Raw genomic sequence first — 14,923 nt, 5'->3', positions numbered from 1 at the left:
CTTCCCATGAGCGCCAATCACGCAGTCAACCGCAGGATCGTCCTCGCCTCGCGCCCCAGCGGCGCGCCTACGGCCGCCGACTTCCGTCTCGAGGAAACCGCCGTGCCGGTACCCGAAGAAGGGCAGGTGCTGCTGCGCGCCGAGTGGCTTTCGCTCGATCCCTATATGCGCGGCCGCATGAGCGATGCGCCGTCTTACGCGCCCTCGGTCGACATCGGCGCGGTGATGACAGGCGGCACCGTCTCGCGCGTGGTGGCTTCGCGCCATGCCGATTTCCATGAAGGCGACCTAGTGATGGCCTATACCGGCTGGCAGGAGTACGCCGTTTCCGACGGCAGCGGCGCCACCAGGCTGCCGGCCGGCTTCGACCATCCTTCCCATGCGCTGGGTGTGCTTGGCATGCCGGGTTATACCGCCTATTCCGGCCTGATCGACATCGGCCAGCCGCGCGCCGGTGAAACCGTGGTGGTGGCTGCGGCGACCGGCGCGGTCGGCTCGCTGGTCGGGCAGATCGCCAAGATCAAGGGCTGCCGAGTGATCGGCGTGGCCGGCGGCGCGCAGAAGTGCGAATACGCGGTCAAGGAACTGGGTTTCGACGCCTGCATCGACCACCGTTCGGCGGATTTTTCCGCGCAGTTGAAAGCGGCTTGCCCCAAGGGCATCGACATCTATTTCGAGAATGTCGGCGGCGCCGTGTTCGATGCCGTGGTGCCGTTGCTGAACGTCCACGCCCGCATCCCGGTGTGCGGCCTGATCGCGCATTACAACGGCGGCCGCGTCGAGTCCGACGCCAGCGCATTGCTGCGCCGCGTGCTGACGCACCGCATCCAGATCCAGGGCTTCATCATTTTCGATTACTACGTCAATCGTCCCGAATTGCTGGCGGCTTTCAACCACGATGTCTCGGGCTGGCTCAAGGAAGGCCGTCTGCGCTACCGCGAAGACGTGGTGCAAGGGCTGGAGAACGCGCCGCAAGCCTTCATCGGCATGCTGGAAGGCAAGAACTTCGGCAAGCTGGTGGTCAAACTCGACTGACGACTGGCATCCATCCGGGCGAACACCCCGGCAACCCGGCGCGGCGGCGATCCTGCCGCGTTTTCAAGGATCTTATTCATGATTCCGTTTTCCGTACTTGACCTGTCCCCGATCAACAAGGGCAGCACCGCGGCCCAGGCCTTCAACAACACCAGGGAACTGGCGCAGCTGGCCGAGAAACTCGGCTACCAGCGCTACTGGCTGGCCGAGCACCACAACATGGCCGGCATCGCCAGCGCCGCCACCTCGCTGGTGATCTCGCACGTGGCGGCCAACACCAAGAGTATCCGCGTCGGCTCCGGCGGCATTATGCTGCCCAACCATTCGCCGCTGGTGATAGCCGAGCAGTTCGGTACGCTGGAGTCGCTCTATCCCGGCCGCATCGATCTGGGCCTGGGCCGTGCGCCGGGTTCCGACCAGCGCACCGCGCGCGCCCTGCGCCGCCACATGGGCGGCGACACCGCCGAGAATTTCCCGCAGGATGTGCAGGAGTTGCAGGACTATTTCGCCGAACCCTCGGACTACCAGTCGCTGCGCGCCGTGCCCGGCGCCGGACTGAACGTGCCGATCTGGCTGCTGGGGTCGAGCATGTTCAGCGCCCAGTTGGCGGCCGAGCTCGGCCTGCCGTTTGCCTTCGCTTCGCACTTTGCGCCGGGCTTCATGAAGTCGGCGGTGGAGATCTACCGCGCCCGCTTCAAGCCCTCGGCCGCGTTGCAAAAACCGTATGTGATGCTGGGCCTGAATGTGTTCGCCGCCGATACCGATCGCGAGGCGGTGCGCCTGTTCAGTTCGCTGCAGCAGCAGTTCATCAACCTGATCCGCGGCACGCCGGGCCAACTGAACCCGCCGGTGGACGACATCGCCGGCTACTGGCAACCGGGCGAGCAGGCGCACGTGGAACGTTCGCTGGCCTGTGCCGTGGTGGGCGACCGTGAGACCGTGCGCGAGGGCTTGCAGAATTTCATCGATGACACTGCACCGGATGAGCTGATGATCACCGCACAGATCTACGACCATGCGGCGCGGCTGCATTCATTCGGGATCGTGGCCGAGGTGAGGGAACAGTTGGAACGGGGTGTGACGATCTGATGCATCCCCGGCGGTGCGCAATCCTGCGCACCTCCTGAAACGCCGGCCATCCACAGGTATCATGCTCCCATTCCAATAAGAACTTCAGGAGCACGCATGTTGTACAGCAAGACCTGCCTGGGCGGTATGGTGACCGCCCCCCATCACCTCGCCGCGCAAGCCGGCGCCAATGTCCTGCGCGAAGGCGGCAATGCGGTGGAAGCCATGGTTGCCGCGGCTGCCGCCATCGCGGTGGTCTATCCGCATATGAATGGCATCGGCGGCGACGGCTTCTGGGTCATCAGCGAACCGGGCCGCGAGCCGGTTGCGATCCAGGCTTGCGGCCCTTCGGCTGCACTGGCGACCCGGCAGTTCTATGCGCAGCATGGCGATGCCGCCATCCCCACGCGCGGCCCGCGCGCCGCCTTGACGGTGGCCGGGGCCGTCGGCGGCTGGGCCGCCGCGCTCGACTATGCCGAACGTTTCGGCCGTCCGCTGCCTTTGAAGAACCTGCTGGGCGACGCCATCCGCCATGCGCAGTCGGGCGTGCCGGTCACGCGGTCGCAGCATGAACTTACACGCGACAAATGGGCGGAGCTGAAAGACCAGCCCGGCTTTGCCGACACGTATGCCGCGCAAGGCATACCGGAGATGAGCGCGGTACTCAGGCAACCGGCGCTGGCGGCGACGCTCACGCGCCTGGCCGAAGCCGGCCTCGACGATTTCTACCGCGGCGACCTGGCCGCGACGATCGCGGCCGGGCTGGAGCATGCCGGCAGCCCGTTGCGCGCCGGGGACCTCGCGGCCTATCGGGCGCAGGTGCTGCAGCCGCTGATGGTGCAGCTCAAGTCCGGCCGCGTGTACAACCTGCCGCCACCGACGCAAGGCGTCTCGGCGCTGATGATCATCGGCCTGTTCGACCGCCTGGGCGTGGCCGAGGCCGATGGCTTCGCGCACATCCACGGCCTGGTGGAGGCGACCAAGCGCGCCTTCATCTTGCGCAACCGCCATGTCACCGATCCGGCCCACATGAGCGTGGACGCCGCCGATTGGCTGCTGGCCGAGGCGCTGGACCGGGAGGCTGCGCACATCCATCCGCAACGCGCAGCGCCCTGGCCGCATCCGGCCAAGCCGGGCGACACCATCTGGATGGGCGCGGCCGATGCGCAGGGACGCGTGGTCAGCTACATCCAGAGCATCTTCTGGGAATTCGGCAGCGGCGTGGTGGTGCCGGACACCGGCATCGTGTGGCAGAACCGCGGCGCCAGCTTCACGCTGGATGACGGCGCCAACCAGTTGCAGCCGGGCAAACTGCCGTTCCATACCCTGAACCCTTCGCTGGCGCGCCTGAACGATGGCCGCACGCTGGCTTACGGCACCATGGGCGGAGAAGGGCAGCCGCAGACGCAGGCGGCGGTGTTTACCCGCCATGTGCTGTTCGGCCAGAACCTGCAGGCTGCGGTCAGCGCGCCGCGCTGGCTGTTGGGACGCACCTGGGGCGACGTGTCCACCAACCTGAAGCTGGAAGGGCGGGTACCGGAGGCGACCGTGGACGCCTTGCGGCGCGCCGGCCATGATGTGCAGGTGGTGGACGACTACACCGACATGATGGGACATGCCGGTGCCGTGTGCGTGCATCCGGGCGGCGTGATCGAAGGCGCTACCGATCCGCGTGCCGATGGCATTTGCGCCGGCGCCTGAGCGCGCCGGCCCTTTCTGGGCGGACGGAGGGGGCTTTTGAGGGCACCCTGCCGTCCGTTGTCTTTTTGCACTTCTCTATGCGTTCAGAGGTGTTTCCTGCTGGGTGAGATTTCGTTCCTTGCCGGCCGGTATGCTGCTTGCCGTCTGCTTCCATCACGATCGGTTTTTTGATTTACAGATATATTCGCGCCGGACAATTTCTATTGGGAAATTCTTTGTTACACTTTTTTTTCAAAGCCGATGAAAAAAAGTGAACGTTCTGGCAAGATGCCATGTATACAAACGCGGTTCGCAGGGGAAGCCGTCATGCATTTGCTCGTATTTGCCGCCATTTGTTCCAATTGAATAAGAAAAAAGCCCCATCTCCTCCGAATCTATCGTCGCTGATCACGATGGGGGTGGTTGTTACCGTGCTGATCACGACCGTGTCGGTGCTGATCCTGGTGGATCAGTTCACCCGAGGCTATGCACGCTCGGAAGCCGAGATGCGCCTCAAGCAACTCGCCTGGCAGATGCAGGATGCGCTCGAACGCAGCATGACCGAGCGCCAGATCGATTTGCGCATCCTGGTGGCACGCCCTTCCATCCGTGAAGGCAAGGACTTGCCGCACATGCGCGACGTCCTCAACGAACTGCAGGCCAATGTCCCCAATTACGCCTGGATCGGCATGGCTGCTCCCGACGGCACGGTGCTGGTGGCCACCAATGGTTTGCTCGAAGGCCAGAGCGTGGCCGAACGGCCGTGGTTCAAGGAAGGCCAGCGAAACTTCTATTCCGCCGATTACCATCCCGCCATGCTGCTGGAGCAGAAACTGCCGCAGCAGCAGGAGCCTTGGCGCTTCGTCGACATTTCCTCGCCGGTGCTGGACATGCAGGGGCGTTTCGTCGGCGTGATGGGCATGCATCTTTCCTGGACATGGGCGCGTGAGATGGCGGCCAAGCTGATCGATCCGGTGGGCGAACGTTATGGCGTCGAAGTCATGATCGTGCGTTCTGACGGCACCGTGATGCTCGGCCCCAAGGCGCTGGAAGAAAAGAAGATCGATACCGACAGCTTCCGTGCCTCGCAAAAGTCGAAGGGCGGCGGCGCCATGCTGGAGCGTTGGCCCGATGGCAGCCGCTACATCACCGGTTTCTCGCACACCGGCCAGGACGAACGCATGATGCTCAAGTGGAGCGTGATCGTGCGCCAGCCCGAGCATGTCGCACTGGATGCCTTCCACAGCCTGGAACGCAGGGTGATCCTGGTGGGCGCGCTGATCGGCGCGGTCCTGGTGATCCTGGCCTATGTGCTCACGCGCCGCCTGGTGGGGCCGGTCAATGATCTGAGCGCCGCGCTGGAGTTGCGTACTTCCGGCGTGCAAGATGTGCAGATCCCGCTCGTCAACAGCTACCGCGAAGTGCAGTTGCTGTCGTCGAGCCTGGTCAACATGGTCGAACGCGAAGAAACCTACCTGCGCGAAATGCGCACGCTCAATGAAAACCTTGAGCAGCGTGTGGCCGAACGTACCAGCCGCCTTCACGAAACGGCCATCGCTCTGCAGCAGTCGCTGGACCTGCAGCACGCCAACCAGATCAAGCTGGCAGAAAGCGCGGACGAGCTGCGCGCCATCCTGGAAAACGCGCAGGACGCCTTCATCGCCGCCGACGAGCAGGGCGTGATCGTCGAATGGAACCGCCAGGCCGAACTGCTGCTGGGCTGGATGCGCACCGAGGCCGTGGGGCGCCAGATGGCCGAACTGATCATTCCGCTGGATATGCGCGACGCGCACCATCGCGGCATGAAGGAGTTCCTCGAAAACGGCACCAGCGTCGTCATCAATAACCGCATCGAGCTGCAGGCTCTTCACCATGACGGCCACGAACTGCCGGTCGAGATCACCGTCGGCCACGTCAAGCGCCACAGCGGCCACCTGTTCATCGCCTTCCTGCACGACATCACCGAACGGCTGGCCTTCCGCGACCAGATGCGCGAGCTGGCGCTGACCGACATGCTGACCAACCTGCCCAACCGCCGCGCCTTCTCCGACCGCCTGCCCGAAGCCATGATGCGCGCGCGCCGTGCGCACGAGCTGATGGCGCTGTTCTTCATGGACATCGACGGCTTCAAGGGCGTCAACGACCGCTACGGCCACGAGGCCGGCGACGAGCTGCTGATCCAGTTCGCCCAGCGCCTGCTGAACTCGGTGCGCGATGTCGATACTGTCTCGCGCCTGGCCGGCGACGAGTTCGTGGTGATCCTGGAAAAGCTGCAGACCCAGCAGGATGCGATCAACGTCGCCGACAAGATCCTCAACGCCATCCGCGTGCCGTTCGAACTGACGCACTCGCGCATCAATGTCTCCAGCAGCATTGGCGTGGCCGTTTACCTTCCCGACGAGGATGGCGAGATCGGGCCGGAAGAACTGTTGGCCATGGCCGACAAGGCCATGTATGCCGCCAAGCGCCGCGGCAAGAACCGGGTTGAAGTGGGCAAGATCACCGACGCGTGACCTGGCCGGCCGGTTCGCCCGGCTGCCGCTTCAATCTTCTGCGCATTCCAGGCCATCACCGCCATCCCGGCGCGGAAGCGGCGATCCGGAATTTCCCGCCCTTCAAAAATCCCCTTCTGTTTACGCGTTGTTTACGCCCCCTCCCCATAGTTTTACCTGGATTTGATGCCATAGCTCCTATCGTTCGACTGTCTCCGATTCCGTCAGGAACGGATTGAACAACGTGAACAAATGGAGTGGGAAATGTGGCAAACCGATTTTCTCTATGTGGGCATGCTGCTGCTGTGCGGCGCCTCGATGTGGGGCTTCATCGCCCTGTGCAGCCGTCTGGAACGGCAAGAGGGAGATAAGAAATGAACGCCATGACTTTGCTCGGGCTGGCCGTGTCCGTCGCCTTGCTGGTTTATCTGGTCTACGCCCTGATCAAGCCGGAGGACTTCTGACATGGACAGCAACGCCTATCTCCAACTGGCCCTTTACCTGGCCGTCCTGCTGACCTTGTCGGTCCCGCTGGGCTGGTACATCGCCCGCGTGATGGAAGGGAAGTCGAAGGTCAACCGCGTCTTCGGCGGCGTCGAACACGTGTTCTATCGCCTGTGCGGCATCAGCCGCGATACCGAAATGGACTGGAAGCAGTACGCCATCGCGGTGGTCCTGTTCAACTTCCTTGGCCTGATTTTTGTCTACGCATTGCAGCGCGTGCAGCAATGGCTGCCGTTCAATCCGCAGGGCCTGGGCAGCGTCGGCATCGATTCCTCGTTCAACACAGCCATCAGTTTCGTGTCCAACACCAACTGGCAAGGCTATGCGGGCGAGACCACCATGAGCTACCTGACGCAGATGGCGGCGTTGGCGGTACAGAACTTCGTCTCGGCTGCCACCGGCATCGCCATCGCCTTTGCGCTGATCCGCGGGTTCTCGCGCCACAGCAGCAAGAGCATCGGCAACTTCTGGGTCGACATGACGCGCTCCTCGCTGTACGTCCTCATGCCGTTGTCGGTGATCCTGGCGCTGGTGCTGGTGCAGCAGGGCAGCATCCAGAACTTCAAGCCTTATCAGGAAGTGAAGACGCTGGAAGTGACCCACTACACGGTGCCCAAGCTGGATGCCGCCGGCCAGCCGCTGAAGGATGCCAAGGGCGAACCGCTGGTCGAGGCGCAGAGCACCGACAAGCAGACCTTGCCCATGGGCCCGGTGGCCTCGCAGGAAGCGATCAAGATGCTGGGCACCAACGGCGGCGGCTTCTTCAATGCCAATTCCGCGCACCCTTATGAGAATCCGACCCCGCTGTCGAACTTCCTGGAGATGCTGGCGATCCTGATCATCCCGGCCGCGCTGTGCACCAGCTTTGGCGTCCTGGTCGGCGACCGCCGCCAGGGCTGGGCCATCCTGGCGTCGATGACGCTGCTGTTCGTGGCGATGACGCTGACCATCATGTATTTCGAATCGCAGCCCAACCCGATGCTGGCCTCGCTGCACGCTTCCGGCCCCGGCATGATGGAAGGCAAGGAAACCCGTTTCGGCATCACCGCCTCGGCCCTGTTCGCCTCGATCACCACGGCGGCCTCTTGCGGCGCGGTCAACGCCATGCATGATTCGCTCTCGCCGCTGGGCGGGCTGGTGCCGATGCTGCAGATGCAGCTGGGCGAGGTGATTTACGGCGGCGTCGGCTCGGGTCTCTACGGCATGCTGATTTTCGCGGTGCTGGCGGTGTTCATCGCTGGCCTGATGATCGGCCGCACGCCGGAGTATCTCGGCAAGAAGATCGGCGTGTTCGACATGAAGATGATGTCGATCGCCATCCTCATGACGCCGGCGCTGGTGCTGATCTTCACCGCCGTCTCGGTGATGGTGGAGAACGGCCTGGCCGGCATCGCCAACCCTGGCGCGCATGGCTTCTCCGAAATCCTGTACGCCTTCAGTTCGGCCGCCAACAATAACGGCAGTGCCTTCGCCGGGCTCTCGGCCAATACGCCGTACTACAACATCACTACCGGCATCGCCATGTGGCTGGGCCGCTTCGGGATCATTGTCCCGGTGCTGGCGATGGCCGGTTCGCTGGCCGCCAAGAAGCGCCTCACCGCGACTTCGGGCACCTTGCCCACGCACGGGCCGCTGTTCGTGGCGCTGCTGATCGGCGCCGTGATCCTGGTCGGTGCGCTGACCTATGTGCCGGCGCTGGCCTTGGGGCCGGTGGTCGAGCATCTTCAAATGATGGCGATGTAAGCAAGCTGATGGATGCCGCTCCGGCCCAACCGCCGGAGCGGAGCAACCAGAAACGGATACCGATATGACTACCCCTTCTTCCCATACCCAGTCCGGTGCCGCCACGGCATCGGACGCGATACCGTCCGCCACGCAGACCGTGCGCTGGATGTTCGATCCCAAAATCGTCAAGCCGGCGCTGGTCGATTCAGTGCGCAAGCTGTCGCCGCGCGTGCAGTGGCGCAACCCGGTGATGTTCGTGGTTTACCTCGGCAGCATCCTGACCACGCTGCTGTTCATCCAGGCGCTCGTCGGCAAGGGCGAAGCCCCGGCCGGCTTCATCTTTGCCGTAGCCGCATGGCTGTGGTTCACGGTGCTGTTCGCCAATTTCGCCGAGGCGCTGGCCGAAGGCCGCAGCAAGGCCCAGGCGGCCGCTTTGCGTGGCGTCAAAAAGAGCGTGCTGGCCAAGAAATTGCGCCGCGTCGAGCTGGTGCGCGGCGCCGGCGTTGGCGCGGACCAGTGTGAAGTGGTGGAAGGCGGAACGCTGCGCAAAGGCGACCTGGTGCTCATCGAAGCCGGCGACACCGTGCCGGCCGATGGCGACGTCGTCGAAGGCGTGGCCACCGTGGATGAGAGCGCCATCACCGGCGAATCGGCCCCGGTGATCCGCGAATCCGGCGGCGACTTCTCGGCGGTGACCGGCGGTACCCGCGTGCTGTCGGACTGGATCATCGTGCGCGTCTCGGTCAACCCGGGCGAAGCCTTCCTTGACCGCATGATCGCCATGGTCGAAGGAGCACGCCGCCAGAAGACCCCCAATGAACTCGCACTCACGCTGCTGCTGGTGGCGCTGACCATCGTGTTCCTGCTGGTGACGGTGACGCTGCTGCCGTTCTCGCTGTTCTCGGTCACCGCCGCCGGCGCCGGTTCGCCGGTATCGGTGACGGCCCTGATCGCGCTCCTGGTGTGTCTGATCCCGACCACCATCGGCGGCCTGCTGTCGGCCATCGGCGTGGCCGGCATGAGCCGCATGATGCAGGCCAATGTGATCGCCACTTCCGGCCGCGCGGTGGAAGCCGCCGGCGACGTCGATGTGCTGCTGCTGGACAAGACCGGCACCATCACGCTGGGTAACCGCCAGGCCGCCGCTTTCCTGCCGGCGCCGGGCGTGTCCGAGCGCGAGCTGGCCGATGTGGCGCAGCTGGCCTCGCTGGCCGATGAGACGCCGGAAGGCCGCAGCATTGTGGTGCTGGCCAAGAACCGCTTCAACCTGCGCGAGCGCGAGATGGCCGGCCTGGGTGCGCAGTTCATCCCGTTCTCGGCGCAGACCCGCGTCTCCGGCATCGACCTCGGCACGCGCCGCATCCGCAAGGGCGCGGCTGATGCGATCCGCAAGCTGGCGCGTTCGGCCGACCAGCGCCTGCCCAGCCAGGTCGAGACGGATATCGAGTCCATCGCCCGCCGCGGCGGCACCCCGCTGGTGGTGGTCGAATGGAACAATGAAGCCAATGTCGTCAACAACGGCGCACCGATCCGCATCCTCGGCACGGTCGAGCTGAAGGACATCGTCAAGGGCGGCATCAAGGAACGCTTCGGCGAACTGCGCCGCATGGGCATCAAGACCGTGATGATCACCGGCGACAACCGCCTGACCGCCGCCGCCATCGCGGCCGAAGCCGGGGTCGACGACTTCCTGGCCGAAGCCACGCCGGAGCAGAAGCTGGCGCTGATCCGCCAGCACCAGGCCGAAGGCAAGCTGGTGGCAATGACCGGCGACGGCACCAACGACGCCCCGGCGCTGGCCCAGGCCGACGTGGCCGTGGCCATGAACAGCGGCACCCAGGCGGCGAAAGAGGCCGGCAACATGGTCGACCTCGACTCCAACCCGACCAAGCTGATCGAGATCGTCGAGATCGGCAAGCAGATGCTGATGACGCGCGGCAGCCTGACCACCTTTTCCATCGCCAACGATGTGGCCAAGTATTTCGCCATCATTCCCGCCATGTTCGCCGCCACCTATCCGCAACTGGGGGCATTGAACGTGATGCACCTGGCCAGCCCCGGCTCGGCCATCATGTCGGCGGTGATCTTCAATGCGCTGGTGATCGTGGCACTGATCCCGCTGGCATTGCGTGGCGTGCGCTATCGCGCGCTGGGCGCGGCGGTGCTGCTGCGCCGGAACCTGCTGATCTATGGCGTGGGCGGACTCCTGGTGCCGTTCGTCGGCATCAAGCTGATCGACATGTTGCTGGCCGCTTTCGGCCTGGTCTGACCCCGCACCGACTTCACAAGGAAACATCATGAAATCACCTGCCTTAAAGAACACGCTGCGTCCGGCACTGACGCTTTTCATCCTGCTGGGCGTGCTGCTTGGCGGCATTTATCCGGCCATCGTCACCGGCCTGGCGCAAGCCTTCTTTCCACATCAGGCCAACGGCAGCGTTATTGAGCGCCGCGGCGTGGCGGTCGGCTCGGAGCTGATCGGCCAGAACTTCTCCGGCCCCGGTTATTTCTGGGGCCGGCCGTCGGCTGCCGGTAATTTCCCCAACAATGGCATGGCATCCGGCGGCAGCAATCTGGGACCGACCAACCCGGCCCTCAAGCAAGCCGCCGAGGAGCGTGCCAAGGCCTTGAGCGAAGCGAGCGACGGCAGCCGGCGGGCTATCCCGATCGACTTGCTGACGGCTTCCGGCAGCGGCCTAGATCCGCACATCAGCCCGGCAGCGGCCGATTACCAGGCGATGCGGGTGGCGCAGGCGCGGGGATTGGAGATTGAGCGGGTACGGGCCTTGATCCGGAACAATAGCGAGGCGCCGCAGTGGGGCTTGTTTGGGGAGCCTCGGGTTAATGTGTTGAAGTTGAATTTGGCATTGGATGAGGTGGCGCCTTTGGTTGTTAAGTAGCATTTTTGGGTAGTCTGGTCTTGTTGCGTGTTTGTGTACTGGCTTAATGCTTATCTTTCTTCGGTCGAAGCGGAGCGCCGGGGGCGGCCCGGCAGCCGCTCACTTTCTTTGCTTCGCCAAAGAAAGTAAGCAAAGAAAGGCGACCGCTACTACCCAGCCCCTTCGGGGTACCCGCAGAGGAGATGAAAAAAATGGGCAAGGCAGAGTCGCTACGCTCCGACTGCCTTGCTGATCCATTTTTTTCATCTCCTCTGCGGCTGGTTAGAAGCGGACTTCGTATCCGGCTCGCCTTCGGCATTGCGGTGCTTGCGGAAAATCGAAGGAATTGATGATTGGCAAGAGACGCTAGCGCATCACCGTACCGATCCCGATGCCGCAGGCGAGGCAGTTAAGCTGTTCCCCTTGTGGGCCAGCCGTTGGAGTGCCATGAAAAATGGATCAGCAAGGCAGTCGGAGCGCAGCGACTCTGCCTTGCCCATTTTTCATGGCACTCCAACGGGAACCCCGAAGGGGCTGGCACTTAGGGGCCACCTTTCTTTGCTTACTTTCTTTGGTGGGCCAAAGAAAGTGAGCGGCTGCCGGGCCGCCCCCGGCGCTCCCTTTCGACCGAAGAAAGAAAAGACTAAAGCCAGTACATCTGCACACAGCAAGACCAGACTACCCAGAACAACCTCACGAAACCTAAGCCTCTGCACTACAATTCCCAATAAACGCCCACCCACCATGACCACCCGCCCCAACCCCGACGACCTGCTCGAACGCGTAATGCGCGAAGAAGACCGCCAGGCACGCGGCCGCCTGAAGGTGTTTTTCGGCTTTTCGGCAGGGGTGGGCAAAACCTTCGCCATGCTGGAAGCGGCCCAGGTACTGCACGCGCAGGGCACCGACGTGGTCGCCGGCGTGGTCGAAACCCATGGCCGCGCCGAGACCGAGGCGCAACTGGCAGGGATCGAGCGCCTGCCGATGAAGATGGTGGCTTACCGCGACCGCCAGCTCCCCGAATTCGATCTCGACGCCGCGCTGGAACGCAAGCCGCAGGTCATGCTGGTGGACGAACTGGCGCATTCCAACGTGCCCGGTTCGCGCCACGCCAAACGCTGGCAGGACATCGATGAATTGCTGCGCGCCGGCATCGACGTCTACACCACCCTGAATGTCCAGCATATCGAAAGCCTCAACGACGTGGTCGGCCAGATCACCGGCATCCGCGTGTTCGAGACCGTGCCCGACCATGTGTTCGACCAGGCCGACGATGTCATGCTGGTCGATATCCCGCCCGACGAGCTGCTGGCGCGCCTGAAGCAGGGCAAGGTCTACTTGCCGCAGCAGGCCGAGAAGGCCGGGCGCAATTTTTTCCGCAAGGGCAACCTGATCGCGCTGCGCGAGATCGCCCTGCGCCGCACCGCCGACCGTGTCGATGCCGACATGCGCGAGTACCGCGCCGACCGCTCCATCGCCCAGCTATGGCAGGCCCGCGAGCGCATCGTAGTGGCCATTGGCAGCGGCGCCGGCGAGGAACGCCTGATCCGCGAGGCGGCGCGCCTGGCGGCCAAGCTGCAGGCCGAATGGCTGGCGGTACATGTCGACCTGACCCACAGCCGCCATCCAATGGCGGGGCGCGAGCGTGTGGTCGGTTACCTCAAGCTGGCGCAATCGCTGGGGGCGGAAACCGCCAGCATCAGCGGCGACGACCTGGCCACGGCACTGCTGCAGTTCGCCCGCGCGCGCAACGCCGGCAAGCTGGTGGTGGGGCAGCAGCGCGGCGGCTGGCACCGGCTGCTGCGCCGGCCCGGCGGCTCGCTGTCACAGCGTATCGCCGCCATGGGCGAAGAACTCGACATCTATGCCGTGGCGCGCCTGCGCGCCAGGCATGATGCCCGCGGTGAGAATGCCGGCCGCGATGACAGCGCCGCCAGCGCTGCCGAATCCTTGCTCACGCGCCGCCGGCGCACGCGCGGCTATGCTTGGGCGGTGGTCAGCTGCGCCGTCACTACGGCGCTGGCCTTCGTGCTCAACGACTTCCTGCATCCGGCCAACGTCATCATGCTGTACCTGGTAGGCGTGATGCTGGTGGCGATGCGCTATGGCCGCTCGGCCTCGGCACTGGTGTCGGTGCTGTCGGTGCTGTCCTTCGATTTCTTCTTTGTCGCGCCGCGTTTTTCGATCTCGGTCTCGGACGCGCAATATCTTCTGACGCTGATAGTGATGCTGGCGGTGTCGCTGTTCATCAGTTCGCTCACGGCCCGCCTGCGCCGCCAGGCGCGCGTGGCCATGCAGCGCGAGGCGCGCGCATCCAACCTCTACATGCTGGGCAAGGAACTGTCGGCGCTGCTGACGCTGGATCAGATCCTGGAGATCGGCCGCCGCCACCTGGCCGCAGTGTTCGGCGCACGCATTGCCTTCTTCTTGCCCGACAGTGCCAACCAGCTACGCCCGGCCGAGCCGGAGCAGGAATCGGGCGGCGCCCATGTGCTCAAGAGCGTGGACGCCGGTGTGGCGCAATGGGTCTACGACAACGGCCAGCCGGCCGGCAAGGGCACCGCCACGCTGCCTTCCGCCGCCGCGCTCTATCTGCCGCTGACCGCCACCATGCGCACGCGCGGCGTGCTGGCGTTCGCCATCGAAGGCGCGAACGAAGAAGAGCGCCAGCTTGCCGCTGCCCAGCTGGCATTGCCCGAGAACCGCCAGATGCTGGAGATATTCTGTTCGCAGATCGCCATGGCGATCGAGCGCCTGCACTATGCCGAAGTGGCGCAGGATGCGCTGGTGAGCATGGAATCCGAGCGCCTGCGCAATTCGCTGCTGTCGGCCATTTCACACGACCTGCGCACGCCGCTGACCTCATTGGTCGGCAGCGCCGATGTGCTGGCCGCCAACGTCCGGCTGGACGAGGATGCGCGCAGCATGGCGCGCACCATCAGCGAACAGTCGCAGAAGATGGTCGGCCTGATGAACAACCTGCTCGACATGGCGCGCCTGCAGGCTGGCGTGGTGACGCTGAACCGCCAGTGGAATGCGCTGGAGGAGGTGGCCGGCTCGGCGCTGCGCTTGTTGTCCAAGGCGCTCGAAGGCCGTCCGGTTGAAACGCGCCTGCCTGCCGACCTGCCGCTGCTGCGGGTGGATGCGGTGCTGCTGGAGCGTGTATTCGCCAACCTGGTGGAGAATGCAATCAAGTATTCTCCGCCGGGCAGCGGCATTGCCATTGCCGCCCATGTTGAGGCGACGGAAGGCGGGGAGCAGATCAAGGTGAGCGTATCCGACCATGGCCGGGGATTTCCGCCGGCGATGGCGCAACACGCTTTCGAAAAGTTCACGCGCGGCGACAACGAGTCGAGCACGCCCGGCGTCGGCCTGGGCCTGGCGATTTGCCGCGCCATCGTCGAAGCCCATCAAGGCAGGATATGGATCGCGTCGCAGGAGGCCGGGCCGGGAGCCACGGTCTGCTTTACCTTGCCGGTCGAAACGCAGCCGGCCTTGCCGGAAGAGTAGAGCGTGTTATATGCCATTTCATCCCCCGCG

The 14,923-nt window shown here is 64.3% G+C and carries 9 protein-coding genes; all 9 read left to right on the top strand.

Features of this window, described 5'->3' with window-relative positions:
• The first annotated feature begins 6 nt into the window (after positions 1-6).
• The 9 genes from AKL28_RS18685 to AKL28_RS18645 all read left to right on the top strand — a co-directional run bounded on the left by AKL28_RS18685 (position 7) and on the right by AKL28_RS18645 (position 14,893).
• A complete protein-coding gene (locus AKL28_RS18685) occupies positions 7-1,035 on the top strand; it encodes an NADP-dependent oxidoreductase (RefSeq protein WP_050469669.1) in 1,029 nt (342 codons plus the stop codon).
• Between the two features lie 78 nt (positions 1,036-1,113).
• Positions 1,114-2,124, top strand: a complete 1,011-nt coding sequence (locus AKL28_RS18680) for an LLM class flavin-dependent oxidoreductase (protein WP_050469668.1) — start codon at positions 1,114-1,116, stop codon at positions 2,122-2,124.
• A gap of 96 nt (positions 2,125-2,220) precedes the next feature.
• Positions 2,221-3,804: a gamma-glutamyltransferase family protein gene (locus AKL28_RS18675; RefSeq protein WP_050469667.1), complete on the top strand. Its 1,584-nt coding sequence runs from the start codon at positions 2,221-2,223 to the stop codon at positions 3,802-3,804.
• A gap of 341 nt (positions 3,805-4,145) precedes the next feature.
• Positions 4,146-6,296 (top strand): diguanylate cyclase domain-containing protein, encoded by a 2,151-nt coding sequence (locus tag AKL28_RS18670; RefSeq protein ID WP_082221571.1) that lies wholly within the window; start codon positions 4,146-4,148, stop codon positions 6,294-6,296.
• Between the two features lie 353 nt (positions 6,297-6,649).
• A complete protein-coding gene (gene kdpF, locus AKL28_RS18665) occupies positions 6,650-6,739 on the top strand; it encodes a K(+)-transporting ATPase subunit F (RefSeq protein WP_050469665.1) in 90 nt (29 codons plus the stop codon).
• Position 6,740: 1 nt separating this feature from the next.
• Positions 6,741-8,522, top strand: coding sequence for a potassium-transporting ATPase subunit KdpA (kdpA, locus tag AKL28_RS18660; RefSeq protein WP_050469664.1), 1,782 nt, complete (start codon positions 6,741-6,743; stop codon positions 8,520-8,522).
• Positions 8,523-8,670: 148 nt separating this feature from the next.
• Entirely contained in the window at positions 8,671-10,773 is a 2,103-nt protein-coding gene (kdpB, locus tag AKL28_RS18655; RefSeq protein ID WP_197091067.1) for a potassium-transporting ATPase subunit KdpB, read from the top strand.
• A gap of 28 nt (positions 10,774-10,801) precedes the next feature.
• Positions 10,802-11,404, top strand: a complete 603-nt coding sequence (gene kdpC, locus AKL28_RS18650; protein ID WP_050469662.1) for a potassium-transporting ATPase subunit KdpC — start codon at positions 10,802-10,804, stop codon at positions 11,402-11,404.
• A gap of 723 nt (positions 11,405-12,127) precedes the next feature.
• Complete coding sequence (locus tag AKL28_RS18645) at positions 12,128-14,893, top strand: sensor histidine kinase (protein WP_082221570.1); 2,766 nt, start codon at positions 12,128-12,130, stop codon at positions 14,891-14,893.
• Positions 14,894-14,923: the final 30 nt, after the last annotated feature.

It is taken from the genome of Herbaspirillum chlorophenolicum (genome assembly GCF_001189955.1).
Lineage (GTDB): Bacteria > Pseudomonadota > Gammaproteobacteria > Burkholderiales > Burkholderiaceae_D > Herbaspirillum > Herbaspirillum chlorophenolicum.
This window is presented reverse-complemented; position numbering and strand designations above follow the sequence as displayed.